5 protein-coding genes are annotated in these 17,641 nt (G+C 55.8%); 1 reads left to right on the forward strand and 4 read right to left on the reverse strand.

The window, feature by feature from the left end; all coding sequences use genetic code 11:
- Positions 1-112: 112 nt before the first annotated feature.
- The gene (locus C3B51_RS19010; RefSeq protein ID WP_130246060.1) at positions 113-778 is read left to right on the forward strand and encodes a fumarylacetoacetate hydrolase family protein; all 666 of its coding nucleotides are present in this window, start codon (positions 113-115) and stop codon (positions 776-778) included.
- Here the strand turns inward: C3B51_RS19010 and C3B51_RS19015 are convergent.
- From C3B51_RS19015 to C3B51_RS19030, 4 genes are read right to left on the reverse strand one after another with little or no spacing between them, the layout of a single operon-like run.
- Entirely contained in the window at positions 768-2,051 is a 1,284-nt protein-coding gene (locus C3B51_RS19015) for an MFS transporter (RefSeq protein ID WP_240701930.1), read from the reverse strand. The two genes, C3B51_RS19010 and C3B51_RS19015, sit on opposite strands and share 11 nt — an antisense overlap.
- Positions 2,048-6,169, reverse strand: coding sequence for a non-ribosomal peptide synthetase (locus C3B51_RS19020; RefSeq protein WP_165389197.1), 4,122 nt, complete (start codon positions 6,167-6,169; stop codon positions 2,048-2,050). Before C3B51_RS19020 ends, C3B51_RS19015 begins: the two co-directional genes overlap by 4 nt.
- 11 nt (positions 6,170-6,180) lie before the next feature.
- Complete coding sequence (locus C3B51_RS19025; protein WP_165389198.1) at positions 6,181-12,567, reverse strand: non-ribosomal peptide synthetase; 6,387 nt, start codon at positions 12,565-12,567, stop codon at positions 6,181-6,183.
- A 1-nt stretch (position 12,568) separates the two neighbouring features.
- On the reverse strand, positions 12,569-17,578 hold the full coding sequence (locus C3B51_RS19030) for a non-ribosomal peptide synthetase (protein ID WP_130246063.1): 5,010 nt from the start codon (positions 17,576-17,578) through the stop codon (positions 12,569-12,571).
- Between the last annotated feature and the right edge of the window lie 63 nt (positions 17,579-17,641).

The raw sequence follows: 17,641 nt of genomic DNA on the forward strand, positions 1-17,641 counted from the left end.
AGTAAAAAGGCGATTGTTATTCATATTGGTTATATCCAACATTAGGGCGGCGGGCTCTGTGTTGATACGCTTATCCGTTATACTTGTCACTCATTTATGAACGGAGGTCTTTATGTACCAGCATGTATGGAATTCGGGCGACGCAGTTGCTCTGGGAGTTGGCAAGGCCGTGTGTGTGGGTCGCAATTATGTGGCACATGCAGAAGAGTTAAACAATCCGATACCGGACAGCCCACTACTTTTTATTAAACCTGCTTCGGCGTTTTGCGACTTTCAAGCGCCACTGGCACTCAATGCCGCACTGGGTGAGCACCATTATGAAGCTGAACTGGTGCTGCTGGTGGGGGAAACCATAAACAGCAACACCTGCGCGCCGTTGCAACACATCTGCGGTATTGCAACCGGGCTGGACCTGACACTCAGGGACTTACAAACCAAACTGAAGCAACAAGGGCATCCCTGGGAATGTGCGAAGGCGTTTGATCAAAGTTGTGCGCTGACTCCCTTCACGCCCGTTCAGGGTCTGGATGAAAACACTGAGTTGCACTATCGATTCTGGCAAAATGACGTCCTTAAACAGCACGGCGACAGCAGCCTGATGATTTTTTCGCTGGCCACTTTGCTGCGCGAGATCAGCCGTTATTTCACCCTGCATCCGGGCGACATCATTATGACGGGCACCCCGCAGGGCGTTGGCGCACTCAATGAGGGCGACACCCTGACACTACAGCTCCAGGATGCCCCTCGTTATACATCGAGTGTGACCGTCAGACGCTGACGTCTGCGGGCGCCGCCTCGGGCGTGGTTTCTTTGTCTTCTGGCTGCTCTGGCTGGTTGAGCGATGGGCTGAATAACAGCACTATGCCAAGCAGCGACAGGGCACCAAGCAGCAACCAGCTGACCGGCAGAGACACCAGGTTGAGTAAAGCGCCCGTCAGCGCGGCACCCAGCATCCCACCCATCCGAGTGGTCAAGGAACCGAGTGACTCTATAGTGGCCCGCACACTGTTGTCGCACAGCTGGTGCTGCAACTGTAACTGCGCAGGCTGAGTCAGGCCAAAGCACAGGAAGAACAGCAGTAACGCTGCCACAAACCAGCTCAGGCCCGGGGCCAGCGCCATGGCCACTAAGGCAACCAGCTTAAGCAGGTGAGCAACGGCCATGGCTTGTCCCAGTTTCTGATTGAGGAGTGTACACAGCTTCGCGCTGAGGACCGCTGCCACCCCGTTGAGGGCAAAGGTCGCCGCCATTACCGCCGGGAATAACCAGGCCACCGCATCCATGTCCACCTGCTCCAGCTGGTGCACAAAGATAGGCCAGAACTTTTCGATACTGGCACTGACCGGAATGACTATCACCAATGCAATCAGCAGCTTCGCAAGCGCGGGTTGGCGCACTGTTTTGATGGTGGTGCCAACATGATGGTTCAGTGCCTGTTTAAAGCTATGCTCTGAGGGCAATTTCACTTCCTTTACCCAATGAAATGTCAGTGGCAGCAGCAAAACAAATCCAATACTGGAAACGATAAAGATCAGCTGGTACATCTGCAAGGTCGACAGCCCCAGCTGATTGCCAAAGGCCAGAAACACAGCAGAGAGCACCGCAGAAGATGCGCCAATGCCATAGGCCAGTCCGTAGGCCGACGCAAATCCCTGATTCAGGGTTTGCTCGCCCTCGGCTTCTTTGAAGCGCTCCACAAACCAGGCGTTGAGCGTGCCACTCAGGGTGGCCTGATTCAGTCCCCAGCAGCTGACCGCGATCAGCAAAGTGACAAAATCAGTGGCTACCAGCAGCAATAAGTTGGTCAGTAGGGCAAAGATCAGCGAGCAGCAAAACAACCGGCGACGACCGAAATGGTCGGCAAGGGCCCCGCTTGGCACTTCACTGACAATGATCACCGCGCTCATGACCACCATGGCAATGGCAATCTGGCTGACCACAAACCCCTGGACAAGCAGATAAGGGGTCAGAATGGGCAGCAGCAGCATGGCCGCAAACATGGTCAGGCCAAGGTGTATACCGTAGCGCTTACACAGTTGTTGTTTGTTCATGCGCGTCGCTCCTGAACAAGATGGGGATGGGCCGAGGCCAAAACCTGATTGATGCGCGTGGCAATGCAGTGCAGGTCCTGTTCATCGGTCATAATTTCATCATGGGCGCTGTGCAGGCGGATGTACTCGGCCTGTGGCAGCAATGACGCAAAGCCGTTGTCGGGCAATGCAAAGGTCGCTTTATACACGGTAGGTACATCAAACACCGGCTCGAACAGTCCCAGCACCTGGGTGGGCATGGCGTCATCACTCACCCGGTCGGCTGTAAAAAAGCTCACCGAATAGGGGTAAGGGTCGGCGGTGTGGAAGTGGCGCACAAAGTCGACAAAGGCGCGTCCTACTGGCCAGGTTTCCAGACCTGGGTCGCTGTCTTGCACACGCTGCTCTGCTTCGGCCAGCTGCGCTGCGCTCAGTTGCGGAATAATGGGGTCAATCAGGAAGCTATGCGCCACTTCATGGCCCAGAGATTCCAGGTGTCTGGCCACTTCCAGACTCAGGGCTGCGCCTTCACAGAAGCCACCCAGATAATAAGGTCCTTCGCTTTGGTGCGCGATGATCCGCTCGGCATAATACCGTATCAGGCTCAGCTGGTTGAGGTGACGACCGGTGAAGATTTTCACATTCTCCAGCGCGTGCACTGCGAAATGCTCATTTAATCGGGCAATCAATGGGTTAAAGCTGTCGGCACTGGCGGCGGCCGGGAACAGGTGGAGCACCGCGGCATCGGATACCGTGGCCGGACGGATCAAGCCGGGTTCAAAGTGTGGCAGCTGTAATACGGCCTGCAGTGCTTCGTCATCATTCATACCGTTGAACAGATCGCGGTTTTGCTGATCCAGCAGCTGGGCCTGGGCACGTATGGTGTTGTGCTCTATCACCAGTTTGGGGGTCAGCTGCCAGCCTTCTTTACTGGCCGCGCTGCAAAAGTGCAGCAGCCGGATGGAGTCGGCACCATAGTGCATCACAGGCTGTGTCACACACATGCTGTCAATACCCAGCAGAGACAGCCAAAGGAGCAGCAGTTTCTTCTCTGTCGCCGTGTCGGGCGCTATTACTGTGTCTGCAACTTGCTGTGGCGCGGGCAGGCGACGCTTATCCAGCTTGCCATTGGCGGTCAGTGGCAGTTGCTCAATGGCACTGAGGGTATGGGGCTGCATATAGCCCGGCAGGCGCTGGTTCAGTGTGTCCCGGATCACAGCAAGCTGCGCTGCGGTATCTTGCTGCTGGGCAAGCACCACATAGGCATCGAGCTGACTGTGGCCCTGATGCTGGCGCACCACCACGGCGCAGTTACTGATCTGAGGCAGCACATTGAGTTGCTGCTCGATTTCACCCAGCTCCACACGGTGGCCACGGATCTTGACCTGCTCATCATTGCGGCCCAGATAGGCCAGCGTGCCGTCTGCTTGCCAGTACACCAGATCGCCACTGCGATAGTAACGCTGGGCCTTATCAAATAGGCTCAGGGTGACAAACTTTTGTTCACTCAGTGCCTCGCGATTGAGATAGCCCTGGGCCAGACCGGCTCCGGTGATGTATAGCTCGCCGGGGCAGCCAGGCGGCAGCAGTTGGCCCTGTTGGCCCAGCACCACCGTAGCGCGCCCGGCGATGGGTGCCCCAATCGGAATTTGAGCATGTGCTTCGCTGAGCTCGTAGCAGGTTGTAAAGGTGGTGCACTCGGTTGGGCCATAGCCGTTGATAAAATGCGCCGGCGCATAAGCGGAGCTGAGCAGCTGATTGACCAGCTCGCAGGTCAGGGCTTCACCGCCCACCAGAAGATGTTCCAGCGAGGCAAACAGCGTGGGGTCTTGCTGATACAGCGTGTCGAATAATGCCCGGGTCAGCCACAGCGTGGTGATGCCTTGCTCATTCAGCAGCGCCTTAAACCCGGCCACCTGACTCAGCAGGTCGTTATAGCCACAGTAGAGGCTCGCACCATTGAGTAGCGGCATCCATACCTCAAAGGTGGTGGCATCAAACGCCGGGTTGGCCAGTTGCATAAAGCGCGACTGAGGCGTGACGCTAATATAAGTGTTATCCAGGGTTAAAGAAGTACAGCCATAGTGACTGACCATCACGCCTTTGGGCTGTCCCGTGGTGCCCGAGGTATAAATGATATTCGCCAGGCTGTTTGGCGTGAGTTCACTGTGCACCGGTTGCGTGCTGAGTGAGGTATTGCCAATGATGTCGTCGACATTCAGTAATGGCAGCTGGGCTGCGTCGGCCAGTAGCTCTGCCTCTTCAACCTGGGTGCCCTGAGTGAGCAGCAGTTCGGCCTGGCTGTCTTCCAGCTGATAGGCACGTCGTGGCAACGGGTCCTTACAGGGCAAGGTGGTGTAAGCAGCCCCGGCCTTGAGCGTGGCCAGCATGGCAATGACCAAAGCGGCATCGCCCGGCATATGCAGGGCGACGACCCGAGCCTGAGGCGCAAAGGCCTGGATCTGCGCAGCCAGTCGATTGGTTTCCTGATCCAGCTGCTGATAGGTCCACTGTCGCTCAGCCGTAACTAGCGCAGGGCGCTGTGCATAGCGCGATGCCATATCAGCAAAGCGCTCAGTGATGGTGTGCGGTGCCGGGAAAGCCTGTGACAAACCGCTCAGCTGCTGTTGCTCCGCGAGGTCGGCTTCGCTGAGGAGCGGCAGGTTACACAGCGGCGTCTGCTGGATTGTCTGGCTGTCTGCGTAAGCGGCTAATATCCGGGTATATAAGGTGGCGATACGCTTGGCATGTGCGTCACTATACAGTGCGCTGGCATAGTTGAGGTTCACTTGCGCCTGTCCGGGAGCCAATTCCAGATGCATGGTCAGGTCAAACTTAGCAGTTACATCGGCATCCGTTGCTGTGTGGTGTTGTTGCCACAGCGTATTCGCACTGCCTTGCTGAAACTGGCTGGAGGTGAACATGGTCTGGAATATCGGGTGGCGGCTGGTGTCCATGGTCACCGCCAGCGCCGATTTGATTTCTTCAAAAGGCAAGTCCTGATGGGCTTTGGCCTCATTGACCTGACGCTGTACCTGCGCCAGCCAGTCGCTCACGCAAAGGGTCAGTTCAGCCTGTAATCTGATCGGCAGGGAATTGACAAAATAGCCAAGGATCTGCTGACAGGCCTGGTTGGGGCGGTTATCGCTGGGCAGGCCGATGATCAGATCCTGCTGACCACTGTATAAACACAAAGTGTGAAACCAGGCCGCAAGGCCCAGCGTGTTGGTGCTGATCTTGTGGCGTTTTGCCACTGCCTGGAGTTGCTCGTCACTGCCCTCTGGCAGAATCAGCGTGATATTTTTCCCGCTGTGGTCAAAGACTTTTGGTCTGGCGTTGGCACAGGGCAGATGCAGGGCGCTGTGGTTGTCCAGTTGTATTTGCCAATAGTCTTTTAGCGTGGCAATGCGCTGCGCACTGAGGCGCTGTGCCTGCCAGTGAGCGTAGTCATTAAACTGCAAGGTGTCTGCCAGTGGCGTTTGCTGGTAACTGGCTTGCAGCTGCGCTAAAAAGACCCCCAGCGACCAGCCATCAAAGGCAATGTGATGCCACACCAGATACAAATACTGGTGCGACTGCGTGCTTATCCAGGTGGCACGAAACGGGCGCGCTTCATGCAGCGCAAAAGGCTGGGTAAACAGCTGCTGGCATGTTGGCGCCAGTTCTGCTTCATCGCAGTGCAGTTGCTTCAGCGTAAAGGGCGTTGTGCAACGCTGCTGTTGCATCTGACCTTGTGCGTTGCTGGTAAAACAGGTGTCCAGCGCACTGTGTCGCTGACACAAGCGCTGCAACGCCTGCTCCATTTTAGCCATGTCGCACTCAGCACTGAGCTTGAGCAGACAGGGAATGTGATAAGTATGGGTCTGATCGCTGACCTGCTGAGAAAACAGCATTTGTGTCTGGCCCAGTGTCAGCGGTGCGGCATCACTCTCGCTGGCAAAAATCTGAGTTTGTTCAAAACACAGGCGACTGTTGATGTGATGACGCTGCAAATAATCCAGCAGCTGGGTTTTATGTGCCCGGATCGTTGCCACTATGTCTGACTGGCTAACATCACTCTGGCTGGCAAGCTTCAGCTTGCCCTGATCATGCCAGACACTGATCTGTTGGGCTTTTAGGGTATACATTAACTGGTGCATGGAGAACCTCATTATAATTCCATTTCAAATTCGGCGTCGGGGATGGCTTGTTCCGCCAGCAGCCGATCAACGGCGGCGGCAAACTCGGCCAGCACCGGATGAGTCAGTAAGGTGGCCAGTTCAATATTGACCACAAAGGCTTTTTCACACTCAGCGATTAGCCGCGCAGCTTGCACGGAAGAGCCGCCCAGCTCGAAAAAGTCATGATTGATATTCAGCTCAGACACGCCCAGCAAGCGCTGGCAAAGTTCGAGCACGGTTTGTTCGGTTTGCGTTTGCGGGGCGCGCTGCTCAACCTGAAGCTGATCCAGCTCAGGCTGCGGCAACTGCTTAAGATCCAGCTTGCCATTTAAGGTCAGCGGGAAATGAGACACAAACAACAGGTGTTTTGGTCGCATATAAGGCGGCAGCTGGGCGTTCAGCCAGTTGAGCAAGGCACGAGAATGCGAGTCTGCCACAGCGGAGGTGGCGCTTTGGCTTAACACACAGTAGGCGATAAGCTGCTGTGCATGCCCCTGAACCTGACAGACCACGGCCTGGCAGACATCCGGGTGGGTCAATAATTTTGCCTCGATTTCACCCGGCTCAATGCGGTAGCCATTGATCTCCAGCTGCTGATCGGTCCGTGCCACAAACTGCAGGGTGTCCGCATCAACCCGGCGCACTAAGTCGCCGGTGCGGTAGACCTGCTCATGCAATTGTTGCGCACCATGGTGCATTGTCAGGGTGATAAAGTGGGCCGCCGTCTTATCGGCATTTTGCCAGTATCCCAGCCCGGTACTGCAGCCTGCGCTGTGCAGCTCGCCACAGCCGCCCGGTGGCACAGGACGTTGATATTTATCCAGCACATACAGACGGGTATTACGAATGGCGCGCCCTATGGTGACTGGCTGCTGGGGTTCGACCTCGGCCTGAGTCACACACACGCTGGTTTCACTCAGTCCATATTCGTTGTAGAAGGTGTTTGCCAGGCGCTGATGTACCGGATTGAGCGGCGCGCCACCGACAAACAACACATCCAGCTGGCACTCGGCCAGCAGATCCGCAAACTGATTGACCAGCACGGTGGGCACAAAGGCCACGTCCACGTGCTGGCGACGCAAGAACTCACACAGCCTGGGTACATCGCGACGTATGGGCTCAGGAATGATCTCCAGTCGCGCACCCGCAGCCAGTGCTGGGAAAATCTCGATGATGGAGGCATCGAAGACATATTCGGCATACTGGCTGGCAACCACCTGACGTGACTGACCAATTAAGCGGTGGCTGTGCATCATGTGTGCTGAGAGGTTGATAAGGCCGCGGTGGCTGAGCATGGCCCCTTTGGGGGTGCCTGTGGTGCCGGAGGTATAGATCAGATAGGCGAGGCGGTCCGGGCTGTGGTTAAAGTTAATATCATTAAGCTCGGTCTGTGTCTCTGGCCAGTCTCGCCAGTGATACAGCAAGGTGGGCACCGTTGACCAGCTTAACGCATCATCACTGAGCAGCAGTGCGCACTGCGCCTGTTGCAACAGGGTTTCACGGCGTGCCTGCGGGTGGTTGGGCGACAGCGCAACGAAAGCGGCACCGGCTTTGAGCGTGGCCAGCATGGCGATGATCATGTCACAGCCTTTGTGAAAGTGCAGTGCGACGCGGGCGGGCTCAGCACCCGGCGTACCAAGGTGCTGATGCAATGTGGCAGCCAGCTGTGATGACAGGCTATCCAGCTCGCCATAGCTGAGTTGCTGATCTTCAAACGACAAGGCAATGTTGTGCGGCGCACGCTCGCAGGCCTGTGCAAAACAGGCTAACCAGTTTGTGTGTGGAGCATTACTTTGCTGTGCCTGGTGTGTCACCAGGGTTTGAAATTGCGCGTGGCTGAGCAGCGGGCAGTCGCGTACCGGCTGCTCCGGGGCCGCCATCAGGTTGTTTAGCAGCACCTGATAAAATGCCAGAAACTGCTCACAGCGCGTAGCATCATAGCGGGTTGTGGCATAGGTAAACTGGCCTTGCAGCTGGTCGCCGTCGTCCTTAAACACCATATTCCACTCAAACTTGGCTGGCGTATAGGCGTAATCTTGCGGGTTCTCCGGGATCACCTCAAAGCCATTAAATGCCTGAGTCAGCGGGTTGAACTGATCCAGTGTGAAAAACAACTGAAACAGTGGCGACAGGCCACTTTGGCGCTCAACGTTGAGCGCATCTGCCAGCACATCCACAGAGGTGCCCTGATGGCTTTTTGCATCGTGAACCTGAGTCTGCACTTGTTTCATTAATGCCGTAAAACTGAGTGTGCTGTCCAGGCGCAGCGGCAGTGCCAGGGTATTGACAAAATATCCCATTAGTTCGTGACTGTCCGGGTGGGCGCGGTTGTCGCTCGGTGTGCCAATGACAATGTCATCCCGATCGGCCCAGAAACAGGCGGCGAGCTGAAAACTGCTAAGCAGGGTCGCATAAAGGCTGACTCCCTGTTGCTGTGCCAGCGCACGCAACGAGCGGGTTAGTGCGTCGGGCAGGGTAAAGCTCAGTGCCTTGCCCTGGGGATCATAACTGGCGCTGCGGCTAAAGTCGCTCTCCCATGGGGTCAAGTCAATACCAGCAAACGCCTGTTGCCAGTAATCCAGCTCTGCCTGCTCGTCCAGGGTGCTGCGCCAGTGGGCATAGTCCCGGTAAGTCAGTGTGGGCGGGTTAATTACCTGACCGGCCATTTGCTGATCCAGTTCACGAATAAAGCGCTCGACCGACCAGCCGTCAAAGGCCACATGGTGAAACACCAGTAACAGCCTGTAGCTGGGCAGCGGGCCTACACGCAGTTGTGCCACTCGCACCGGCGCTGAGGTGTCCAGGGTAAACGGTGCATTGACAAATTCCTGCAAGGCACTGTCATTATGGCTCTGTAACGCCAGTACCTGGCAGGGCACCGGGTAGCGCGTCTGACTGATAAACCAGTGTCCCTGCTCATCCTGATCGTAGCCCTGCTGTAATATTTGATGGCGGCTGATCACTTGCTGCACCCCTTCCATCAGCGCCTGCTGCTGTGCCAGCGACTCGCAGCTTAGCATCAGGGGGATATGATAGGCCCCTGCAGTGGTGGCAAGGCGTTCACTCAGTAACATAGCTTGCTGCTGAGGGGTGACTGCCACAGGTTGGGTAGGATCGGCGAGCACGGGAATGGGTTCGATGCGGTGCTGGGTATCCAGATTAGCCAGAATAGCGGCCGGTGTCTTGTGGCTCAGCAACGCTTTGAGCGTGACAGGCAGCGCCAGAGTACGCTGCATTTTAGCCACCAGGGTCATGGCGCTTAGCGAGTTTCCGCCCAGCGCGAAAAAGCTGTCCTGCATACCTACCTGCTCAACCCCAAGGTGTTCGGCCCACAGGGCGCAGAGATCTTTTTCCAGCGCGCTTTGCGGGGCGACATAGGTGGTGCTGACGCTGATATCCAGCGGTGCGAGTGCGCGGGCGTCAACCTTGCCGGAAGGCAGTAAAGGCAAAGTCGCGCTGCATTGCAGTGCTGCCGGATGCATGTAATCTGGCAGCCGCTCGTTCAGCCAGGGCAGTAACTCATCAAGTGTTAGCATGCTGGTGGTGCCGAGGTACGCAACCAGCGCAGGCCCCTGTGCCAGGGGTTGCACTTTCACGCAGGCCTGTTCAATATCCGGGTGCTTAAGCAGCACCACTTCGATTTCATTGAGCTCAATGCGATAGCCACGAAGTTTAACCTGCGCATCATTACGGCCCATAAATTCCAGGTTACCGCAGGGCAGACGACGGGCCATATCGCCAGTGCGATAGGCGCGACCGCGCGTTGTGGTAATAAAACGGGCCTCAGTTTGTTCTGGCAGATTGAGATAGCCACGGGCAACACTGTGGCCTGAGATAAGGATCTCACCGGGGCAACCGACCGGCAGAGGCGCGAGTGCGTCATCGACTATGTCGATGGTGACATGGCGCAAAGGCTGACCAATGGCCTTGAGGTTTTGCTGCTGGGCAAACTGCCTGTGCACTGTGGCCGTGACCGTCGCTTCGGTAGGGCCATATTCACTGAACAGGCGTTGTTGCCAGGTATCGACCAGGCTTTGGCTACAGGACTCACCACCGAATACCACCCGCCGGATGGCGCTGGCTTTGCCGCAGTGTCCAATCGCTTGTAAATGCGATGGCGAGGCTACCAGGTGAGTGACGGCCCTGTCGAGAATTTCCTCTCGCATGGCCAGCGGGTCGTTGCAAGTTCGCTCGCAGGGAATGACCAGGCAGGCACCATTGAGTAAAGTCATAAACAGCGGCTCGACTGAGGCATCAAAAAAGTAGGGCGTTAACCAGTAGGTCCGCTCGTCGCTGGCAAATTGATAGACCTCGCTGGTGCTGCGTACCAACGCATCAACATGACCATGCTCGACCATCACGCCCTTAGGCTGGCCGGTACTGCCCGAGGTATAAATAACGTAGGCAAGTTGCCCGGCATCGCCCTGCGCTAATTCATATTCCGCAGGATCTGACAGCAAGGCCTCGGTTGTCAGTACCGGGGTGGCATCGGACTGGGCCAGTTGTTGCGCCTGTGCCGTCAGCTGAGATTGGGTCAGTAGCAGTGCCGCCCCCGAATCATTAAGGATAAACTGGTTACGGCTGCTGGCCTGAGTTGGGCTTAATGGCACATAAGCCGCACCTGCGGCTAAGGTGGCCAGAATCGCGGTGACCATCTGTGGTCCACGAACAAACATCAAAGCGACCTTAGGGTCGTCATGCTGTGCTATCTGTGCGCGTATATGGCTTGCAAGCGTGTGTACTTCCCGGGCCAGGGTGCGATAACTTATCTCCTGCTCCTGGTAGATCAGGGCACTGGCCTGCGGGGTTTGCTTGGCCTGGGCAACAAAGCGTGCGTAGAGGTTCTCATAGGCAGGTTTGTCTTGTGTCTGCGGTTCGCTCAGACACTGACCCGGCGGCACATACGTGTGTGATTGCAGCGGCTGGTGAGGCGCGGCAACACTGCACTCAAGCAGATGGATAAAGGTCTGACGAAATGCCTCAATATAAGCCTGGCTAAAGCGGTTTGGGTTGTAATCAATCTGGCCAGAAATAGTCGCTTCGCTGTCATCCAGCGCCAGCAACAGATCTACTTTAATGGGCTGATACAGCTCATCATCACTGAGCAGCGGGCTGACTGAAAAGGGCAGTGACAACGCCGGGTCGAGCTGACTGGCCAGCTTTTGCACACTGAACATAATCTGCAGTGCGCTTTGCTCACGGTCGTCCTGTGCAAAGTACTGAACCACCTCATCAAATGGCAGATCCTGATGGCGTTTGGCCTGATGCAGGGTTTCTTTCACCTGAGTGACCAGTTGCGCAAAGCTGGCTTGTTTATCAAGCTCAGCCCGTAACGCCAGGGTATTGACAAAAAAGCCCATAATGTCCTGGGTTTGCGGGTGATCCCGGTTGTCTGATGGCACTCCCAGCAGGATATCGTTCTGATTGGTAAAGAGCATCAGCGTATAATAGTAGGCACTGAGCAGGACACTGAATGGCGTGGCACTGAGGGAGCTTGCCAGCTGACGAAGCTGGGTGCTCAGTGTGTCGGGCAGGGTAAAATACAGATTACTGCCACGGGTGAGCGGCTCATTTAAAGGCGCGTCCAGCGTTTTGGGTAGCCGGGTTGGCAGCGCATCTTTTAATTGTGTCTGCCAGTAATCATGTGCCTGTTGCTGATCCAGTGTCCGGTGCCAGCTTGCGTAGTCAAAGTAGGACAAAGGCGATGGCTGTTGCTGCGCCCATGAAGGGTCGGCCATCAGCTGACTGAGCTCTTTGAAAAACAACTGCATAGACCAGCCGTCAAAGGCAATATGATGCCATAAAAACAGTGTGTAAGTGCTCGAGGCACAGTGATAATGCACCACTCGCAGCGGCGCATCCTGGGTTAAATCAAACGGTGTCAGCACTTGTGTTTGAACCTGCGCTTTCAGTTGCTCAGGATCGTTGCACCGTGTTTGTACGGAGTTCAGTGCGCTACTGCGGGGCTGACAAAAGAGCTGATCGTCGTGCTCCACAATCTGGCTGTTTAAGATCGGGTGGCGCACCGTCAGTGCCTGAATGGCCTTGTCCAGTTTGGCAACCGTGTCCGCTTGCTGGTGCTCGACCAGCATCGGAATATGATAGGCACAGCGCTGTGGCTGTAAGCGGTCGACAAACAACAGTCGTGCCTGAGCATTAGACAATAAAGAAAGCTGCAACACAGACCAGTTTAAAAAGGCCTGCTCTGAGTGTATCTGATGCTCTTCAAGCAAAGCCAGCAAGGCTGGCTTGTTGGCTTTTAGCTCGGCAATCAATTCTGCTGCGACGGTTTCCTCATATCCCAGTGCCAGCGAATTGTTGTCACCCAGCCAGACCCGCAGGCCTTGTGTGTGTAGTTTTTGAACAAAAGATAACATATTAAAGCTCCATGACCTGCTTCGCGCTGGTCTGTGTTGCATGCTGTGAACGAACTATGGTGTTTACCTGAGTGCTGCCCAGGTGCTCTGCCAGAGTGGCAATATTGGGGTAACTCAGCAGGGCCGATAACGGGATGGCCAGCTGCAAGGACTCCTGTGCTTCGCGTACCAGCTTAACGGCCAGAATGGAGTTGCCACCGAGCTGGAAAAAGTCATCCTGAATGCCAACCTGGCTGACGCCGAGCACCTGCTGCCAGAGCGCGCAGAGTTGCTGTTGTAATGGGGTTTCGGGTGCCACATAGCCGCCCTGAGGTGTCAGGCTGGGGGCAGGCAGCGCCTTTTTATCCAACTTGCCATTGACCGTCAGCGGCAGGGCATCCAGTGCAATCAACTGATCCGGGATCATATAGCTGGGCAGGCGTGTGCCCAGGCGCTGACGCAGCGCTTCGCAGTCTTGCGTACTGCCGGTGGTGACGATATATCCCACCAGTGCCGTTTGACCCTGATTGTCATAGGTCAGTACGCAGGCCTTAGAGATTTCACTGAAGGTCAGCAGTTGTGCTTCTATCTCGCCCAGCTCTATGCGGTGGCCACGGATCTTCACCTGGTCGTCCAGTCTGCCCAGATATTCCAGATGTCCGGTTGGCAGTAGCCGCGCCTTATCGCCGGTGCGATACACTCGACACTGACGCCCGCCGGTGGTGAGTGTAAAGAAGCGCTCGGCACTCAGTGTTTCGCGATTGAGATAGCCGCTTGCCAGGCCCGCTCCGGTAATATACAGCTCGCCTGGGCAGCCCAGCGGCACAGGCCGATGCTGTTCATCCAGTACCAGCGCCTGCATGTCAGACAATGGCTTGCCGATATCGGCAATATGACGTGGCATGGCTGCGCTCAGGGTCAGGGCGGTAACATGCACTGTGGTCTCAGTAATGCCATACATGTTGACCAGCGTGATACGGTCACCATAGTGTTGCCACCAGGGGGCCAGCTTACTGTAGTTGAGCTGCTCGCCACCAAAGATCACATAGCGCAGGGTACTGAGTGGCACCTGAGCCGTGCTGGCGATATCGGCAAAGGTATAGAATGCGCTGGGCGTCTGGTTCAGTACGGTGACGCCATATTGCTGACATTGCCCGACAAACTGCATGCTGTCGCGGATCTCCAGATAGTCGGGAATAAACAGCTTGCCGCCATAGGCCAGCGCGCCCCAGATCTCCCAGACACTGAAGTCAAAGATATAGTCATGGTACAGCACCCAGGTGTCTTGCTCTGAAAAACTAAAATGCTGCTCGGCAGCACTGAGTAGGCGCGCAACATTGCCATGGGTTTGCACAACACCTTTAGGCTTGCCCGTGGTGCCAGAGGTATAAATAACATAGGCCGGATCGGCGCCTTTGACATTGCATGCGGGCGGCGTGTCCGGATAGCCGTGCAGTGTTGCCTCGTCGTCGAGCAGCAGATACGTCAGCTGTGGAGCACCCAGTTTATCGCTCAGTTCACGATAACTGATAACCACCTGCACTTCGGCATCGTCGAGAATAAACCCATTGCGGCTGGCCGGTGCCCGGGTCGATAAAGGCACATAGGCGGCGCCCGCTTTTAAGACCCCGAGAATGGCGACCAGCGTATCTGGGCCCGGTGGTAAATATAAGCCGACAAACTGGCCGCTCATATTCTGTTCAACCAGCCATTGGGCCAGTTGGTTGGCCCGGCGTGCCAATTGATCGTAACTCATGGTGCCCGTTGTGGTGAGCAGGGCGGTATTGTCGGGGTGGCGCTGCGCCTGCTGAGCAAATAAGTCTGTCAGACTCTGCTCTGAATACAGTGGCGTGGTAAGCGGCTCAGGCAGCGTTGCCGCAGGTGCCAGCGCACTTAGCGGTTGCATCAGTTCGGATTGCGAGGTGCAGTTCACCAGTTGCGCCAGCAGGTGGGCAAAGTTATTGGCCATGGACTCAACAAACCACAGATCATAGCGGCTGCGGTCATACTCCCACTGCATGACAACCGGACGCGCCGGATCCTGACTGTGGATATCCTGCAGGGCAATGTTTAACTCGAACTTGGTATCCTGAGCCGGTGCACCGTGCTCCAGCGCAATATGCGTAAAGATATCCTGATGCTGCGTCGGTAGCGGCGTATCCTGAAAGGTAAAGCACACCTGAAACAGCGGGTTCACACCGGGGATGCGCGGCACATTCAAGGCATCAACCAGCGCCGGGAAAGGCAGTGCCTGGTTTGCCTGTGCTTCGCTGCATACTTCAAAGCTTTGCTGGATCAGCTCATCAATGGTCGTCTGAGGCGCGCTTTGCAGGCGGTGCACCACAGTGTTGACCAGCATACCCAGTGTGGTTTCCAGTTGCGGGTGCGCCCGGTTTGCCAGTGCCGAGCCAATACAGATATCCTCATCGCCGCTAAAGCGCGACAGTACCAGATATAATGTGGCCAAAGTGGCAGAAAACGGCGTGACCTGGTTGCGCTGACAAAACTGTTGTAGCTGTTGCCACTGTGCTCTGGGCAGCTCAATTTGATGAGTACCTGCACTGACAGGTACATCCTGCGCCAGCTGAGAAACGGGTAAGTTAATGCGTGGCGGCGCTGACTCTAACTGGGTTTGCCAGTACATGCGCTGCTGCTGTGCCTGCTCGCCGCTGAGCCACTGTACCTGATGACAGGCGTAATCGGCATACTGGATCTGGTTTGGCTGGGCGGCAGGGGCTTCGCCATTTTCCAGCTGGGCATACAGGGCCAGTAACTGGCTTGCAAACTGATTGGCCGACCAGCCATCGTGGATCAGATGGTGCTCGACTTGAAGCAGCACATGTTTTTGATCACTTAGCTTCACCAGCGTCCAGCGCGCCAGTGGCAGGCTGTCGAGCTTAAACGGGGCATTCAGCTGATTTAGCTGCTGCGTCAGCTGCGACTCGGCTTCGGCTTCGCTCAGTTCACTGTAATCCAGCAGCGGCAGTTCAGGCACATAGTCCGGGTGGATATGCTGAAGCGGTTCGTGCAAATCAAACGACGTGCGATAAATTTCATGGCGCTGAACCAGCGTGCTGAGCGCCGCATGCAATCTGGATGGCGCCAGGGCACCGTTTAGCGTCAGTCGGCTGACCGAGTGATAGGCAAGGTTGTCCGGTGCCTGACGCGCTAAAAACCATAATCCACTTTGTTGCGCCGACAGAGGCGCCGTGTGCTGGTGGTGCGCCGGGCGATGTGTAATGGCAGCAGGCGGGCGGACGTTATGAGTCAACAGGGCTTGCCAGATCTGCGCCGGGGTGCGCAGTCGGTAAATCAGCTGAGTGTCCAGGTGCAGATTAAGTTGCTGCTGAACTTCATTGGCGATACGGATAGCAGAAATAGAGTCGCCACCTTGCTCAAAGTAGTCGCTGTGCCAGTGCAGCTCAGCCGGGCAATAGCCTTGCATCAGGCTTAAAAATACCTGCTGAGTATGAGATAACTGGGCATCCATGTGAGTGTGTTCGACCTCAACAGGCAGGGCCGCCAGTGCACGCTTATCGGTTTTGCCATTTTCCGTCATCGGTAACTTGTCGAGCAGTACTATCAGGTCGGGCTGCATATAATCTGGCAGGGTACGGCTAAGGTGAGTGGCGATGTGCTGAGTCTGCTCAGCGTCGCTGTCCTGTGCCACGACATAGGCGGCGAGTAAGCGACGATTCCCCTGTTGTTTGATCACGCAGCTGACCAGTTTGACGCTATCCAAAGTCGCAATGGTTTGTTCGATTTCCTCAAGCTCAATGCGAAAGCCACGTAGCTTAACCTGGCCATCATCACGACCGGCAAAGTGGTATTCCTGACCATCAAAAGAAGCCAAGTCACCCGTCTTATATAAGCGGCTGAAACCCGCCGGATCGCGCTGAGGGTCGTAAAAAGGGTTGGCGATAAAGCGGCTCTGGGTCAGGTCGTCCCGGTTCAAATAGCCCAGCGCCAGACGTGGGCCACTAATATAGAGCTCCCCCACTTCGCCCTGTGGGCAAGGATTTAGCTGAGGGTCCAGCACATATAGCCGGGTATCGTTCAGTGGCTGGCCAATGTTTAATTCGCTGTCTTGTGGCGCAAAGCGATGCAAACTGGTGGCAACCGTGTTTTCTGTCGGGCCATAACCATTATAAATTGCAGTGATCTGGCTGTAGGCTTCGAGCATAGCCACATTCGGCGTCTCACCTGCGACTATCAGGCACTTCAGTGCACTGAGTTGCTGCGGCGGGATCAAGGCCAGCAGCGCAGGCGGGATGGAAGCAAATTCGATGTCATTTTGCTGTACCAGGGTGCTCAGCGCCTGCGCATCGGTGCGCTCGTGTTCGCTGGCGATATACACGCTCTGGCCCAGTAATAAATGAACAAACAGTTCGAACACACTGGCGTCAAAGATATACGAGGCAAACAACAAGGCGCGCTGATATTGCCCTGTGTTGAACCAGTCGATATGCGCATCGGCCAGGTGTAAAATATTCTGTGCGGGGATCTGCACTCCTTTCGGCTGTCCGGTTGTCCCTGAGGTATAAATCACGTACCCTACCGCATCTTGCGTTTGGGCGGGGGCAGTATCGAGCCCATCTTGTGTGCTGAGCTTGTCAACGCAGAGCACAGCGCGGCCCGCAATGGCGTCTGCTTTACTAAGGTCGCTGTGGGTCAGGATCAGCGCAGGCTGGCTGTCCTGTAAAATGAATTGCGTCCGCTGCGCCGGGGCATCGGTGGAAATAGGAATATAGCCAAATCCGCAGTGCAGAACGGCCAACATACTGACGACCATATCAATGCCGCGCTCATGATAGAGTGCAATGTATTGAGAAGAAGGCGCGGCTTGTGCCTGTTCAGGAAGTTGCTGGCGAATATGTCCGGCAAGAAACGCGACTCGCTGCGCTAATTCCTGATAGCTGATATGATTATTTTCATAAATAAGTGCAGTTCGATCCGCAAAATTGCCATAAACTTGTGAGAGAGTCATTGCCAGTGGTGGCATACCACTGTCTGAAAAATGCTTCGTGTTCACGTCTTCTAGTCCTTCGCTAACATGTTCAACTTGGTTGCGCGTGAATTATGTATCCCAACTGTG

It is taken from the genome of Pseudoalteromonas rubra (assembly GCF_004212645.1).
Classification (GTDB): domain Bacteria; phylum Pseudomonadota; class Gammaproteobacteria; order Enterobacterales; family Alteromonadaceae; genus Pseudoalteromonas; species Pseudoalteromonas rubra_G.

What these genes read in the sequence shown, in the direction of transcription:
- C3B51_RS19010 (WP_130246060.1), top strand. Translation starts at nt 113, where the DNA reads ATGTACCAGCATGTATGGAATTCGGGCGACGCAGTTGCTCTGGGAGTT.
- C3B51_RS19015 (WP_240701930.1), bottom strand. Translation starts at nt 2,051, where the DNA reads ATGAACAAACAACAACTGTGTAAGCGCTACGGTATACACCTTGGCCTG.
- C3B51_RS19020 (WP_165389197.1), bottom strand. Translation starts at nt 6,169, where the DNA reads ATGCACCAGTTAATGTATACCCTAAAAGCCCAACAGATCAGTGTCTGG.
- C3B51_RS19025 (WP_165389198.1), bottom strand. Translation starts at nt 12,567, where the DNA reads ATGTTATCTTTTGTTCAAAAACTACACACACAAGGCCTGCGGGTCTGG.